The organism is Aquitalea sp. ASV15, from assembly GCF_016429115.1.
In the GTDB taxonomy this organism is placed as follows: Bacteria; Pseudomonadota; Gammaproteobacteria; order Burkholderiales; family Chromobacteriaceae; genus Aquitalea; species Aquitalea magnusonii.
In genome coordinates, this window is the sequence record NZ_JAELTZ010000029.1 from 33,566 (window position 1) to 49,051 (window position 15,486).

Annotated in this window: 11 protein-coding genes; 9 read left to right on the top strand and 2 right to left on the bottom strand. The window is 61.6% G+C overall.

Annotated elements, in window-relative coordinates; translation table 11 throughout:
* Nucleotides 1-36 precede the first annotated feature (36 nt).
* The 7 genes from JHD64_RS13740 (at nucleotide 37) to JHD64_RS13770 (ending at nucleotide 11,320) form a co-directional block, all read left to right on the top strand.
* Nucleotides 37-2,166 carry an ATP-binding protein gene (locus JHD64_RS13740; RefSeq protein WP_199053557.1) on the top strand — a complete coding sequence of 710 codons (2,130 nt, stop codon included), beginning with the start codon at nucleotides 37-39 and terminating at the stop codon, nucleotides 2,164-2,166.
* Complete coding sequence (locus JHD64_RS13745; protein ID WP_110313469.1) at nucleotides 2,163-2,762, top strand: response regulator transcription factor; 600 nt, start codon at nucleotides 2,163-2,165, stop codon at nucleotides 2,760-2,762. Before JHD64_RS13740 ends, JHD64_RS13745 begins: the two co-directional genes overlap by 4 nt.
* Before the next feature lie 717 nt (nucleotides 2,763-3,479).
* Nucleotides 3,480-4,643 carry an HD-GYP domain-containing protein gene (locus JHD64_RS13750; protein ID WP_199053558.1) on the top strand — a complete coding sequence of 388 codons (1,164 nt, stop codon included), beginning with the start codon at nucleotides 3,480-3,482 and terminating at the stop codon, nucleotides 4,641-4,643.
* Entirely contained in the window at nucleotides 4,643-6,232 is a 1,590-nt protein-coding gene (locus JHD64_RS13755) for a PAS domain-containing methyl-accepting chemotaxis protein (RefSeq protein WP_233170497.1), read from the top strand. The genes JHD64_RS13750 and JHD64_RS13755 overlap by 1 nt, the downstream gene beginning before the upstream one ends.
* A complete protein-coding gene (locus tag JHD64_RS13760; protein ID WP_059284978.1) occupies nucleotides 6,225-7,469 on the top strand; it encodes an HD-GYP domain-containing protein in 1,245 nt (414 codons plus the stop codon). The genes JHD64_RS13755 and JHD64_RS13760 overlap by 8 nt, the downstream gene beginning before the upstream one ends.
* A gap of 124 nt (nucleotides 7,470-7,593) precedes the next feature.
* A complete protein-coding gene (locus tag JHD64_RS13765) occupies nucleotides 7,594-8,352 on the top strand; it encodes a hypothetical protein (protein ID WP_199053559.1) in 759 nt (252 codons plus the stop codon).
* 292 nt (nucleotides 8,353-8,644) lie between these two features.
* Complete coding sequence (locus tag JHD64_RS13770) at nucleotides 8,645-11,320, top strand: EAL domain-containing protein (protein ID WP_199053560.1); 2,676 nt, start codon at nucleotides 8,645-8,647, stop codon at nucleotides 11,318-11,320.
* On the opposite strand, the gene JHD64_RS13775 is transcribed toward JHD64_RS13770, so the two are convergent.
* The gene (locus JHD64_RS13775; protein WP_199053561.1) at nucleotides 11,317-12,243 is read right to left on the bottom strand and encodes a LysR substrate-binding domain-containing protein; all 927 of its coding nucleotides are present in this window, start codon (nucleotides 12,241-12,243) and stop codon (nucleotides 11,317-11,319) included. The genes JHD64_RS13770 and JHD64_RS13775 overlap by 4 nt on opposite strands.
* Nucleotides 12,244-12,351: 108 nt before the next feature.
* Here JHD64_RS13775 and JHD64_RS13780 point away from each other — a divergent pair, with 108 nt between their 5' ends.
* Nucleotides 12,352-12,960 (top strand): FMN-dependent NADH-azoreductase, encoded by a 609-nt coding sequence (locus JHD64_RS13780; RefSeq protein WP_199053562.1) that lies wholly within the window; start codon nucleotides 12,352-12,354, stop codon nucleotides 12,958-12,960.
* A 166-nt stretch (nucleotides 12,961-13,126) separates the two neighbouring features.
* Complete coding sequence (locus tag JHD64_RS13785) at nucleotides 13,127-14,722, top strand: sensor domain-containing diguanylate cyclase (protein ID WP_199053563.1); 1,596 nt, start codon at nucleotides 13,127-13,129, stop codon at nucleotides 14,720-14,722.
* Nucleotides 14,723-14,727: 5 nt separating this feature from the next.
* Here the strand turns inward: JHD64_RS13785 and hemF are convergent.
* Nucleotides 14,728-15,486: oxygen-dependent coproporphyrinogen oxidase (gene hemF, locus JHD64_RS13790; protein WP_199053564.1), on the bottom strand; the 759-nt coding region annotated here is incomplete at its 5' end.

The following is a 15,486-nucleotide window of genomic DNA, read 5'->3' on the forward strand; positions in this document are numbered from 1 at the left end:
TGTTATGTTCGTCTGCTCTGCCTTGTGGGAAATGCCATGCTTGCCTGGTTCAATGCACGCCACTGGCGCAGGCTGCTCACGCTGGCCGGCGCGCTTGTTCTGATCGTGGCATCGGGCAACTGGGCTGCGCAGCACGAGCTGCAATCCAAGACGGTGGCCTTGCGCCAGGCCGCCGCCGCCCATGTGCTGGGCTTGCGGGGCCTGGTGGAAAAGCATGATTTCCTGCCTTATGCCGCGGCCCGCCATCCGGATGTACAAGCCTTGCTCAGCACCCCGCACGATGCCGCCTTGCAGCGGCGGGTCAATGCTTACTTTGCTGATTTGCAGCGCACCACCGGTGCGGCGGCCCTGTTTCTGATCGACCGTGCCGGGCTGACGCTGGCGGCCAGCAACTGGCAGCTGCCGTCGAGCTTTGTCGGCGAGTCTTATCGCCAGCGCCCCTATTTTGAAAACGCCTTGCAAGGCCAGCGTGGCCTGTTTTACGGCCTTGGCCTCACCACCGGCCAGTCCGGCCTGTTCATTGCCGAAGCGGTGCGGGTGCATGGCGTCATCCTGGGGGTGGTGGCGGTCAAGATCAGCCTGGAGCCCTTGCAGGCGGCGTGGATGCGCGGCAGCGACCCGGTGGTGCTGCGCGATGGCCATGGCATTGTCTTTCTGAGTGCCGTGCCCGAATGGCTGTTTCACAGCATCCAGCCGGTGTCAGCGGCGGATTTGCGCTGGATAGGCAGCCATCGCCAGTATGGCAGCCGCGAGCGTTTTGCCGTGCTGCCCTGGCGGCGGGAGCCGGCGGCCGATACCGGGGGCTTTGTCCTGCATACCACGGTACAAGGCCAGCGCCGCGAGCTGTTTGCGCTGGATACCCCGCTGCCGGAGCTGGGCTGGACCCTGACGGTGACCACCGACATGAAGGAGGTGGTGCAGGCACGGCAGGCCGCGCTCATGCTCAGCGCGCTGGCGGTGGCGCTGCTGCTGCTGGGCATTCTGTATTGGCAGCTGCGCGAGAAGCGCTTTGTCGAACAGCGCGCGGCGCGGCTGGAACTGGAGCGCCGGGTGGAAGAACGCACGCGGGATCTGGAAGAGGCGCACAGCTTCCGCAAGGCCATGGAAGACTCCTTGCTGGTGGGCATGCGCGCCCGCGATGCGGCGGGCACCATCATCTATGTCAATCCGGCACTGTGCGCCATGGTGGGCTATACGGCGGAAGAATTGCTGGGGCGGCGTCCGCCTTATCCCTACTGGCATCCGGATGATCTGGAAAAACAGGCCCGCGAGAGCGACGAGGTGCTGCAGGGGCGAGCCACCCCGCAGGGCTTCGAGTCACGCATCCGCCACAAGGACGGCCGGGATGTGATCACCATGGTGTACACCGCGCCACTGGTGGATGCCCAAGGGGTGCACCGCGGCTGGATGAGCTCGGTGGTGGACATCACCGCGCAAAAGCAGGCCGAAGCGCGCCAGCGCGATCAGGAGCTGCGGCTGGCCCGTAGCGCCCGGCTGGCCAGCGTGGGGGAAATGGCTTCCACCCTGGCGCACGAACTCAACCAGCCGCTGATGGCCCTGTCCAATTTCGCCATTGCCGCACGGGCGCTGGCGGCGCAGGGCGCCACCGACATGCTGGCCGGCACGCTGGACGAAATCGTCGAGCAGTCGCGGCGCGCCAGTGAAATCGTCAAGCGGGTGCGGGTGTTCATCAATCCGCAGCGGGCACATTACGAAAGCCTGCGCATGGAGAATGTCATCTCCCACGCGGCGCTGCTGCTGAAGCCGGAATTGCAACGCCACGGTGTGCAGCTGCAGCTGCTGCTGGACGATGCGGCGGCACCGGTGCGCGGCGACACGGTGCTGCTGGAGCAGGTGCTGGTCAATCTGATCCACAATGCCCTCCACGCCATGCAGGGCCAGCCGGCACCCTGCCGCACCATTACCCTGACCTGCCAGCGGGTGGAGCAGCTGGTCAGCATCAGCGTGGCCGACTCGGGGCCGGGCATTCCCCCCGAGCAGCGCGAACAGATCTTTGCCCCGTTCTTTACCACCAAGCCGGACGGGCTGGGGCTGGGGCTGAATATCTGCCGCACCATCATCGAAGCGCATGGCGGTGCCATGACGGTTGACGACCGTGCCGGCGGTGGCGCGGTGTTTACTTTTACCCTACCGGTGGAACCATGAACGATTTGCCACTGACCCTGTTTCTGGTCGACGACGACGAAGCATTGCGCCGCTCGCTGATCCTGCTGCTGTTTTCACAGGGGCTGGCGGTGCAGGCCTTTGCCTCGGGCGAGGATTTTCTTGGCGCGGTCAACCTGCGCCAGCCCGGCTGCGTGATTCTCGACCTGCGCCTGGGCGGGATGAGCGGGCTGAGCGTGTTTGAGCAGCTGCTGGCGGCACACAGCCCGCTGGTCACCCTGTTTCTGTCGGCGCATGGCGATATTCCCACCGCGCTGGAGGCAGTACGGCGCGGTGCCTACGACTGGGTGGAAAAGCCGGATACCCAGCAACTGCTGGACAAGCTGCCGGCGGCCATCGCCCTGGCGCGCGCCCGCGCCCAGGCGCTGCAACGCTGGGCCGAGCTGACACCGCGTGAACGCGAGGTGGCCCGGCTGGTCGGCCTCGGTCAGCCCAACAAGGAGATCGCCCGCATCCTGGTGCCGCCTTGTGGCCATCGCTCGGTGGAAACCCATCGTGCCAATATCTTCAGCAAACTGCAGTGCGCCAATGACAATGAGCTGGGTCGCTGGCTGGCGGCACATCCCTGGCTGGACTGAGCGCCCGGAATGGCATCCCGATGTTGCGCCCGCCTGCCGGGATGCCTGGTCGGCTGTTGGCGCCGGCTGCGGGCTGCGCACAAGATCCTGCCCGCGCTCGCTTGCGTGCTGGCCGCTGTCATCCCCTGTGGCAGCCATTAATGCTAATGGTATTTAATTTTCCGCGCCAGCCAATATCCATCCTGTAACAGAGCAAAGCCGCCGCTCCACCAGCCGGCAGGGGTGAGGATGGCCTGTGGCTGTCGTGTTCACTTATCCCGACTAGCAGCGCCGCTTAGCGCCGCACAGTGGCTGGGCATCGACCCGAGCCGGTGCGGCTCGGTCTGTGGCGGGGCGCCCTGGCCCTGGGGCGCGCCAGGGCATTGCATGCAATTTCAATGCCTTGCCGACGCTGGCTGACGTGCTGCTGCTCGATGGCCTGAGACGGTCTGGCCGCAGCACGATCCGTACCTGTTGCAGAAATGGATTTTCAGCGGCTGCAGACTCGTCCTTTTCCCCGCGATTTCCCAAAAATTTGATGATTGTCAAATTTGATGACATATGTATTTGAAATACTCGCGCAATGAAAATTGGGTTAATTTTAAACAGAAATTTAACCACTTTTAAAATATTTGGATTTTTGAAACTGAATCATGAATTTACCCAATGAACAGCATATGACGGTCCATGTCGGCGGCATGCTTGGCGGACGCCTGGTCTGCAAGAGGTGGAAATTTGATGGTTAAGCTACTGCGCAGAGCCAGCTTATCCGACCTCCCGGTCAACAAACCACTCGAGTGGTCCATTTACGATGCCAATAACAATCTCATCCTGCGCAAGGGCATCGTCATTTCCATGCCGGGGGTGGCCGAGAAAATCGTCCATCGCGGTTATTACATCGGTGAGCCAAACCCGGCAGAAGAAAAAAGCAATGAGGCGGCCAATGAGGACGAGCGTGACGAGTGGGCGGTGCGCGAACCCGTTTTTGTACTGGCCACCGAGTTGATCACCTCGATCTCCCGCATCCACAAGATCGTGCTCAGCCCGCCCAGCAATCTGTCCCGTATCGAGGACCTGGTGTGGCAGCGGGCACGGCAACTGATCCAGCTGCTCAAGCGCAACAGCGATGCCGTGCTGGCGGCGCTCTATCTGAACCAGAGCAGCCGGGAAACCCGCCCGGTCAAGCATGTGCTGGGTGCTGCCGTTGCTTACCTGATCGCCGTGCAGTCCTGCGATGACGACGCGCAGTTATTACCCCTGGTCTGTGCGGCGCTTACCCGCGACATCAGTCTTTACCACTTTGATCATACGTCCAGTCATTTGGAGATCATGTCTGATCATGAATACAGCCGCATCAAGGAGCACACGGTCTCTGCGGTACGCATGTTGCGCAAGCATGGCATCCATGACGAGGCATGGCTGCGCTATGTCTACGAGCATCATGAAAAGCCGGATGGCAGTGGTTATCCGCATGGCAAGAAAAATGACGAGCTGCATGAGTTTTCCATGATCCTCAGCCTGGCCGATACCTATGCCGGCATGGTGGTGGCCAACCAGCGGCGCAGCGGCATCCTGCCCGGCAACTCCCTGAAGGAAATTTTCGTCAGCAAGGGCAGCCTCTGCCTGGAAAAACATATCTCGGTATTGATCAGGAAAATCGGCATCTTTCCGCCCGGTTCGCTGGTACAGCTGAACAATGGCGAGGTGGGCATCGTGAAAAGCTACTGCCAGAACAAGAAAAACCCGGAAGTGTACGTGGTGTCGGATGCCAAGGGATTTCCCAAGGCCGATCCGGTATTGCGTGATATCAGACAGCCCGAATTTGCCATCCAGAGCAGCATTTCCCTGGGTAAATGCAAGGTGGCAATGTTCTCCATCAAGAAGATTTGGCAGGAAGTGTAATGATTAATTTTAATGACGACGCAATGCTGGCGGATGCAGCCAGGGAAACATCGGCCATTGTTTCCAAGACCGACTTGTGCGGCATGATTACTTACGCCAACGATGCCTTTGTGCGCATCAGCGGCTATGCGCGGGACGAGCTGATTGGCCAGCCGCATAACATCGTGCGCCATCCCGACATGCCGGCCTGGGCGTTTGCCGATTTGTGGAGCACGCTGGAAGCGGGCGACCTGTGGCGTGGCATCGTGAAAAACCTGACCAAGGACGGTGGCAGTTACTGGGTGGAAGCCACCGTGGTGCCCATTCGCAAGGCGGGCAAGACCATCGGCTACATGTCGGTACGCACCATGGCGACCGAGCAGCAGATCGCGGCGGCAGAAAAACTGTACCGGGGCGAGGTGCCCAAGAAAAAGTCCGGCCTGAAACTGAAGCGCATCCTGTCCATCCACTCCGGCTATCTGCTGGGTTCGCTGTTTGTCATGCTGCTGCTGGTGGTGGGCGGCTACCTGGGCATTGGTGGCATCCGCCAGGGCGGCGAGCAGCTGGTGTATCAGAACCAGCATGTGCTGCAGAACGTCGTGGTGCTGGGCGATCTGCACAGCGAAGTGGAAAACCTGAAACGCAATACCGGCTCGGTGGCACCGGTGCTCAAGTCGGTGGATGAGAATATCGCCCGGCTCAATGACCTGGCGGCTGACGAGAACTACCGCGCCAGTGTCGATGAGATCAAGAAAGACCTGGTCAAGCTGAGCACGCTGCAGGGGCTGGCGCATGCCGGCGATGGCCCGGCGCAGGAGCGTGCCAGCGCGGTGGCCGGTGAGCTGCAAACGGAAATTGCCAATCTGCGCAGCACGATACTGGAAGCGGCATCGCGCCGGGTCAGCCATCATCTGCAACGCAACGCGCTGATCGAAAACATCTCGCTCGCCGGCATTTTCCTCGGCATTTCACTGGTATTGCTGTTTGGCTGGTATTTCATGCGCAGCATCGTGCATCCGCTGGAAATGGCCATCGACAATTTCGACAAGATGGCCGAGGGCGACCTGACCGGCGAAGTCCAGCTTACCGGGGCCGGCGAAACCGGGCATCTGATCCGCTCCAGTGCCACCATGCAGATGCATCTGAAGGTGGTGATGGATGAGCTGCTGCTGATGTCCGAGCATATCGATCAGCATTGCCTGGCGCTGAATACCGCGCTGTTCGAGATCAGTGACCATCTGGATTGCCAGCATGACAAGCTGATCGAGGCCAAATCGCTGTTTGAAATGAATACCACGGTGGAAATCAAGGACAGGCTGGACCATGTGCGTGCCGCCATCCAGGGCGTGCTGGCGCTGGCCGGCGGAGATGCCGCCTTGCAGGAGGCCATCTGCAACGACATGGATGAAATCCTCTGTCTGGAACAGTTGCGCAGCCATACCTTCAATGACTTCCTGGAGAAGATCCAGCAGTTGAGCGAACTGGTGGTGGATAACCGCATGGAAACCCACGAGGCGTATTCCATGTCGGCCCAGCTGCATACCATTTCCACGCAGTTGAAGCAGATGGTGAGCTATTTCGAAGTGGCACCCGGTACGCGCAATGGCTGAATACATCAAGAGGATCAGTATCGACCAGCTGCGCCTGGGCATGTATATCGCCGATCTGGATTGCGGCTGGATGTCTCACCCTTTCTGGCTGACGCGTTTCCGGGTCGAGCGGGAAGAGCAGATCGCGCAGCTGCGCGATGCCGGGATCATGGAGTTCTACATCGATACCCGCAAGGGCAGCGATGTGAGTGAGGCGCAGCTGAAGTCGGAGGTGGACCAGTCCATCGACGATGCGCTGCTGGATATCCTGGTGGAAAAGCCGAGTCAGGCGGTGACGGCGGAGCTGGGCGCGGAGTTGCCGCGGGCCAAGGCCATTCTGGATCGTGCCCATGCCACCATCCACAGCATCCTGCTGGATGCCAAGCTGGGCAAAAAGCTGAACATGGACCCGGTGCGCGATGTGGCGCAGGAGCTGGCCGATTCGGTACGCCGCAACGCGGATGCCCTGAACATCCTGGGGCGGATCAAGGAAAAGGACAGCTATATCTTTCACCACTCCATCAGTGTCGGGGTGCTGCTGATGATTCTGCAGCATGACAGCGGCCTGAGTAACGAGGAGGTGATGGATGCCGGCATTGGCGGCATGTTGCATGATATCGGCAAGATTTATGTCGATTCGCAGATACTCAACAAGCCGGGCAAGCTCAGCCATATCGAATTCGAGGCCATGCGCAAGCATGTCGGCTATGGCGTGAGTGTGCTCAAGCAATATCCGGAATTGTCCAGCGATGTGATCCTGCCGGCGCTGGAGCATCACGAGCGCTATGACGGCACCGGCTATCCCTTCGGCAAGAAGGGCGAGCAGATCAGCAGCCTGGGGCAGAAGGCCGCCATCATCGATGTCTATGATGCGCTGACTTCCGACCGCTGCTATCACCTGGGCATGACGCCGCCGATGGCGATCCGCAAGATATTCGAATGGAGCAAGCACCATTTCAATCCGCAGCAGGTGAAGGATTTTGTCAAAAGCATAGGCATCTATCCGGTGGGCACCCTGGTTTCACTGGAAAGCGGCAAGCTGGCGGTGGTGGTGGAGCATAACTACGACGATCTCACCAGCCCCAAGGTGCTGGCGTTTTTCAATATGCAGAACAAGCTGCATATCAAGCCGCACCTGATCGATCTGGCCCGGCATTTCGGCTTTGGCGGCGGCGACCGGGTGCTGCGCTACGAAGATGAGCGCAAATGGGGGCTGGACCCGCACCATTACCTGCAGCAGTGGCTGGCCTGGGACTGAGCCGCTCTGCCAACGCCATGACGGCTCGTCGCGGCGCGGATTTTGTCCGGCACCGGCGCCGGATTGATGCTAATACGCATTATCGCAAGCGGCTGGAGGGTGTGGTCTCATGTGGCGGATGGTCATGCGCGGAGTGCTCCTGCTCGGCCTGTTACCGGTGGCGGCGGAGGCTTGCAATGGTACGGTCACGCCGGATGGCCCGGCGGCTTATGATAGGCCGGACATCCACGGCATTGCGGTGTTTCTGCCGCAAGTGCTGGAAAATGCCGTGGACAGCCCCTTTGCCAACCTGATCAGGGTGGTGAACAAGTACTACCCCGCGGGGCGGATCAGTCTCAGCATCGAGCCGGTGCGGCGGGTCTATCTGGACATCAACGACCAGAATGCCGATTTTCGTTTTCCCATCATGAAAATCCGCGATGGCGCGGACAATCAGACGCCTTATCAGTTTGCTCGTGAGATGCTGGGCAAGGTCAGCTTTGTGCTGTACAGCAACAAGGCCAGGCCGCTGGACAAGGCGGCGCTGCTGGACATGGCCAATCTCAACAAATACCGGCTGGCGGCGCCACCCACCAACTGGGGCTTTCACACCGACAGCGTGGTGGATCTGGAGCGCTCGCTGAAAATGCTTAATCAGGGGCGGATAGACGGGGTGATCTGGGCGCAGGAGGAAGCGGATTTCCTGATCCGCAAATTCAGGCTGGATCATGTGCACCGCGCCCATTTCGACGACTACCCGGATGTGATCTTTCTTTCCTGCAACCAGCGTGGCAATTATGTCAACCAGGTGTTGAGCAAGGCGATTGCCGCCGCCCGCGCCAGTGGTGAGCTGGCGCGCGCCTATGCCGCGGTGCACCAGCCCTACCATGACTGGCAGCCCTGAGCGCCAACCGGCAAGGGCCCTTCAGGATGGTACGCGGCAGCGTCAAGCTGAAAACAGCCAGGCATTTCTGGTCGCCGACCGTGCAAACCACGCTCCCAGCGCTGGCCGCTTGCCATGGGGCAGTCATCCGGAAAAATCCGCGCTGTATCGCTGGATCCGGACATTAATGTCAATGTATTTTTCCGTGTGTCGCCAGCTTGATTTTTGTCAGCCGGATGATGGTGAAGTGGCTAGGACAGCCAGATAGGGTTTGCTAACATGGCCTGCAGCATCAACCATCCTTATCTGGCCCATGATCCAGCGCCCGCAACGCATCTACCTGGTGTTCTTCCTGCTGCTGTTCATGGGCACGGCCGCGCTGATCGCTTTTCTGCTGGGTACGGCCTATGTCGAAAAACAGCACCAGGCCGAAGTGAATGCCCGCAATGTGGTGGCCGTGCTGGAGGCCCGGCTGGAAGCAGCGCTGCGGCGTACCCAGGCCAATCTGGAAGAGCTGGCGCAACGCACGCCACTGTCCGCCCTGTCACTGGCGGCCCGGCCACAGTATGCCGCAGCCATGCAGCAGCAGCTGGCCCTGCCGGCACGCCATTTTCCCGAAATCATCGGCCTGCGGCTGATCGATGCCGAGGGGAATGTGCTGTATGCCTCCGATCACTTGCTGCCCCAGGCCAATGTGCGTGACCGCAGCTACTTCATTGCCCTGAGCCAGCACCCGCAGCAACGCCTGTTTTTTTCCGAAGTGACCACCGGCCGCATCAACCACAGCCTGCAGCTGTATATGGCGGTGCCGATCCGTACCCCACAGGGGGCTTTTGCCGGCATTGCCATGGCGCCGCTGGATATCGGCTATTTCCAGCAGTTGTTCGACGCGGTGGACCTGGGGCCGCATGGGGTGATTACCTTTCGCCGCAGTGACGATGGCCGGCTGGTGTTGCGCCATCCGGCACGGCCGGGCACGGTCAACCAGACCTTGCATAACAATCCCATGCACCAGCGGGTGGAGGCCGGCGAGCAGCAGGGGGTGATCCGTTTTTATGCCGCCATCGACCACATCGAGCGGGTTTACGCTTTCAAGCGGGTGGGCGATTTCCCTTTCTATGTGGCCGCCGGCATTGCCAGCAATGACTTTCTGGCACAGTGGTATGCCACCTTGCTGGGTACGGTGGTGGTGTCCTTGTTGTCGCTGTTGCTGCTGGCCTGGTTGCTGCAGCGCCTGCGCCACTCGGAAGAACGCCAGCGCCATGCCAGTGGCGAGCTGCAGGCCAGCGAAGACCGCTTCCGCCAGTTGTTCAATTCGGTGGGTGAGGGCATCTGCGGCATGGATGAGCAGGGCCGCTACCTGTTTTCCAATCCGGCCGCCCGCCAGTTGCTGGGCCATGCCGACGAAGCCGCCCTGCGCGTGGCGGACCTGCCGGGGCTGATTCATGCGCAGCAGGCCGATGGCCGGCCGCTGCCGGCGGCGAACTGCCTGATTCGCCAGGCGCTGCAGCAGGGACGTAGCGTGCATGAGGCCGACGACGTATTCACCCGTGCCGATGGCAGCCTGCTGGCCGTGCGTTACGATGCCTACCCGCTGCTCAAGGATGGCCAGAATGTCGGCACGGTGCTGCTGTTCCAGGATATTGGCGAACGCAAGCGCCAGCAGCAGCAGATTGCCTTCCTCGCCCATCATGATGCACTGACCGGCCTGCCCAACCGCATTCTGGCCGAAGACCGCTTCTGCCAGCAGGCCAGCCTGGCCCAGCGCCACGCGGAGCAGCTGGCCATGCTGTTTCTGGACCTGGACGGCTTCAAGACCATCAATGATTCACTGGGACACGATGTGGGCGACGAGATGCTGCAGGCGGTGGCGCAGCGCCTGCAGTCCTTGCTGCGCGAGCAGGATACCGCCTGCCGGCTGGGGGGCGACGAGTTCCTGCTCTTGCTGCCCGGCCTGTGCGGCATGGGTGGGCTGGAGGGACTGACCTCGCTGATCGGGCGCATCCTGCATGGCCTGGAGCAGCCTTTCATGCTGCACAACCATCAGCTGTCCACCTCGGCCTCCATCGGGGTGGCGCTGTATCCGGCCGATGGCGAGGACTTCACCACCCTGATGAAAAAGGCGGATACCGCCATGTATCACGCCAAGGATGCCGGACGTAATACCTACCGGCTGTTCGACGAAAGGATGAATGTCGAGGCGCAGCAGGTATTGCGGCTGCGCAGCCATTTCATGGCGGCACTGGAGGCAGGCCAGTTCGTGCTGCACTATCAGCCGCAGGTCAGTCTGGAGGACGGCCGCGTGCTGGGGGTGGAAGCACTGGTGCGCTGGCAGGATGGCGAGCGGCTGATTGCACCGGCCGAGTTCATCCCCATGGCCGAAAGCAGCGGCCTGATCGTGCCGCTGGGCCAATGGGTGCTGCGCGAAGCCTGCCGCCAGGCGGCGCTATGGCAGCCGCTGCTGGACCACCCCTTGTCTGTGGCGGTGAATATCTCGGCGGTGCAGTTCAAGCGCGGCAATCTGGAACAGACCGTGGCCGAGGCGCTGGCCCACAGCGGCCTGCCGCCGCAGCTGCTGGAACTGGAGCTGACCGAAACCACCTTGCTGCACCAGACCGAAGGCGTGCAGCACACGCTGTCACGGCTGAGCGAACTGGGCGTCAGGCTGGCCATCGACGATTTCGGCACCGGCTATTCCAGCCTGGCCTATCTCAAGCGCTTGTCGGTCAACAAGCTGAAGATTGATCAATCCTTCATCCGCCATCTGGCAGAAGATGCCGACGACGGCAATATCGTCTGCGCCATCATCGAAATGGCGCGCAAGCTGCAATTGCAGACGCTGGCCGAAGGGGTGGAAAGCCAGCAGATTGCCGAACTGCTGCGGCAAATGGGATGCGAGCAGGCCCAGGGCTATCATTTTGCCCGGCCGCAGACCGCTGCCCAGTTGCACGCCACCCTGCTGGCCCAGCGCCAGGCACCGGCGGCCTAGCCGGCCGGAGGATAGGAGGGGTGGCCGGGCGGAATCAGGTCGGTCACCAGAAAATCGATAAAGGCCCTGATCGCCGGCGACAAGCCGCGCCGGCTGGTAAAGGCCGCATGCAGAATACCCCAGGGGCTGTCGAACTCCGGCAGCAGTCGCAGCAAGCGCCTTTGCTGCAAGGCCTCGTCACAGACCATCACCGGCAGGGCCGCCACGCCCAGGCCGGCAATGGCCGCCTCCAGCAGTACCAGCAGGTCGTCGGTCATCAGGCGCGGGCTGTCGATCTGCAGGTTATAGGTGTGGCCGGCCTGGTCCAGCAGTTGCCACTGGCCGCGGCCATCCGGGCGGCTCATGGTCAGTGCCGGCAGGGCGAGCAGGTCGGCCGGCGATTGCGGCATGGGGTGCTGGCGCATGAAGTCCGGGCTGGCCACCAGAATGACCTGGCTGACCGACAGCTGGCGCACCACCAGATTGGCGCTGTTTTCCAGGCTGTTGCGCACGCGCAGGGCGACATCGATATTGTCCTCGATCAGATCCACCCGCCGGTTGGTGGCCTCCAGGCTGACCCGCACCTGCGGATGGCGCAGCATGAAGCGGGGCAGGGCCGGTGCCAGCAAGGTCTTGGCCAGCAGTTCCGGGCAGCTGACCCGTACCAGGCCGCGGGGTTCGGCGGTGATGCGGGCAATGGCGTCATCCGCCGCCTCGGCCTCGGCCAGCATGGCCTGGCAATGCTGGTAATAGCTGCTGCCGACTTCGGTCAGTGCCAGCCGCCGCGTGGTACGTTGCAGCAGACGCACCCCCAGTCGCTCCTCCAGCTCGGCCACCCGGCGCGACAGCCGTGATTTGGGTATGCCCAGCATGCGGCTGGCCGCCATGAAGCCGCCGAATTCCACCACCTTGGCAAAATACAGCAGGTCGTTGAGGTCTTGCATTAAATTGTCCTATCGGTGGAACAATGTTTCCTTTTTTTGCAGTCTAGTCATGATTGGTATCAAAAACTACCATTCACCCATACCCAACTGCACAAAAGGAAGTCCATCATGAAACTGCTACACCTTGATTCCAGCATTCTTGGTCAGAACTCCGTTTCCCGTCAGCTGACTGCTGCCGTGGTGGATGCCGTGCGCCAGCGTCACGCCGCCATCGAAGTCAGCTACCGCGATCTGGCCAGCCAGCCGATTGCCCATCTGTCCGGCGAAATCATCGGTGCCAATTTCACTGCCGAAGCCGACTGGACTGCAAACCAGCGCAGTGAAAGCGCCCTGAGCAATGCGCTGATCGAAGAATTCCTGGCTGCCGACGTGCTGGTGATCGGTGCGCCGATGTACAACTTCTCCATCCCGTCGCAGCTGAAGAGCTGGATTGACCGTGTGGCCGCTGCCGGCCGCACCTTCAAGTACACCGAGAATGGTCCGCAGGGCCTGGCCGGTGGCAAGAAAGTGGTGATCGTCTCCAGCCGTGGCGGTGTCTACTCCACCGAACAGGGCCAGCTGATGGACTTCCAGGAAGACTACCTGCGTACCGTGCTGGGTTTCCTGGGCATCAGCGATATCGCCTTCGTGCGGGCCGAGGCGGTCAATATGGGCGAAGACAAGCGCGCCACCGCCATTCATGCCGCCAAGGAAGCGATTGCCACACTCGCGCTCTGAGCAGGCGGGTTGTTGTGGGAAAAACGGGTCAATCTGACCCGTTTTTTCAATGCCGGCTGGTCAATCGACCGCGCAAGGTACAGCTCAGCTAATACCCGTGTTAGCGTGTGAGCATATATAAAGTACATTGCTATGGTGTCGAGAGAGTCGCAAGCGGGTTGGCAAGATGCGTAGGATGCTGTTGGGCGAGATGGTGCTGGACCACCAGCGGCTATTTCGCAGCATATTGACGCTGGTATTCATGCTATTGGTTGTTTCCAACGGCTGGTATGTCTATTCCCGTTCGCTCAGTCTGTCCGACCAGTATGCCCACCGTGCGGTGGCCGGCCTGCGCCAGCATTTTGAAAAAATATCCGGTTTTATCGATACCATTCAGGCCGAAGCCGTCCGTGAACTGCAATGGAGCGAGCCACCACGCGATGTGGATGGCCAGCTGTCCGCACTGCGCGCGGTGCCGGGGAGCAATTATTTCTCGCTGGACCAGCTGCCGCCGCCGCTCAGCCATCAGCAGATCGGCAATCTGACCGGGCTGGTGTTGCCCGGCAAGCCCGAGCCCTCACGCCAGCGCGAAATGGCGGTGGCGCTGGGGCTGGCACCGATGCTGACCGCAGCCTACCGCAATCTGGATGACCATGGCGTGGCCTGGGTCTACTACGTGTCACGCCAGCAGTTCATCTACCTTTATCCCTTCGCCCCCGCCGCCGATTACCACTACACCCTGGCCACGCCCAACGGCGTGTTCTGGCGCATGGCGCTGCCGGAGGCAAACCCGGCGGGCCGGCGTTTCATCACGCCCGTCTATATCGATCAGGCGGGCAAGGGCGCCATGCTGACCATCGGTCAGCCCATTGTGGCCGGCGGGCATTTTTACGGCGCGCTGTACATGGATGTCGGCGTTCCCACCCTGCATCAGCTGTTGGGCAGCGCGGGCGAGGTGCTGGGCAAGCTGTATCTGCTGAATGCCCAGAACCAGATTGTTGCCGCCAATACCGAGGAGGCCCTGCCGCAGGAAAACCTGTTGCGCCTGCCGGTGATGGCCGACTACCGCGCCGGCCCCACCGCCCATGTCAAGGTGTTTGCCGTGGGCGATAGCGGCATGCGGGTGCTGCATTACCTGCCCAATGAGGTGCTGGCGCTGGAGATCGCCAAGGGCACGGCACCGGGCATCGTGGCAGCCTTGCTGCTGTGGCTGGCCCTGGCCTTGCTCAACCGCACCTGGGTGCTCAACCGCGAACTGCGTCGCCTGTCCGAACACGATGCGCTGACCGGCGCCTTGAACCACCGCGCCTTCCAGGCGGTGCTGTCACAGCTGTATCAGGGCTATCACGAGACCGGCGAGGTGTTTGCGCTGGTGATGGTGGACCTGGATCATTTCAAGAGAGTCAACGACACCTTCGGCCATGCCGTGGGCGACGAGGTGCTGAAAGTGCTGGTACGGCTGGCACGGCGCATGCTGCGCAGCCAGGATCTGGTGGCGCGGCTGGGGGGCGAGGAGTTCGTGCTGGTATTGCCGGCCACCGAGCTGCGCGATGCGATGAAGGCGGCCGTCCGTCTGCGCCTGCAGCTGGAGCGGCTGAACTGGGCCAAGCTGGGCCTGCCGGATAAGGTCACTGCCAGCATGGGCTGTGCCGTGGTGCTGGCCAGCGACAGCAAGGCGGGGGCAGTGCTTAAACGGGCCGATGACGCCATGTACCGGGCCAAGCAGGAGGGCCGCAACCGGGTCTGTGTCGACCTGCAGGGGCAGCCGCCCGGCGTGGAGTAGGCTGGCTACACCCAGTCGCGTACCGGCAGGAAACGCTGGTACAGCTCGGCTTCGGCGCTGCCCTCGGCGGGTTGGTAGCCATATTCCCAGCGCACCAGCGGCGGCATCGACATCAGGATGGATTCGGTACGGCCACCGGTCTGCAGGCCGAACAGCGTGCCGCGATCCCACACCAGATTGAATTCCACATAGCGGCCACGGCGGTAGAGCTGGAACTGGCGCTGCGCCTCGGTCCACGGCGTGGCTTTGCGCTTGTTCACGATGGGGACATAAGCCTCGACAAAGCCCTGACCGACTGCCTGCATGAAGTCGAAGCAGCGGGCAAAACCCCACTGGTTCAGATCGTCAAAAAACAGTCCGCCCACGCCGCGCGCTTCATTGCGGTGCTTGAGGAAGAAATACTCGTCGCACCATTTCTTGTAGTCGGCATAAACCGTGTCGCCAAACGGCTGGCACAGGTCGCGCGCCACGCTGTGCCAGTGGACCACGTCTTCTTCCACGCCATAGTAGGGCGTCAGGTCGAAACCGCCGCCAAACCACCAGATCGGCTCGGCGCCCTCCTGCTCGGCAATGAAAAAGCGCACATTGGCATGGCTGGTGGGAATGTGCGGGTTTTCCGGATGAATCACCAGCGATACCCCCATGGCCTCGAAACGGCGACCGGCCAGTTCCGGGCGATGGGCGGTGGCCGAAGCCGGCAGCGCATCACCGCTGACATGCGAGAAATTCACCCCGGCCTGTTCAAATACCGCGCCCTGACTCAG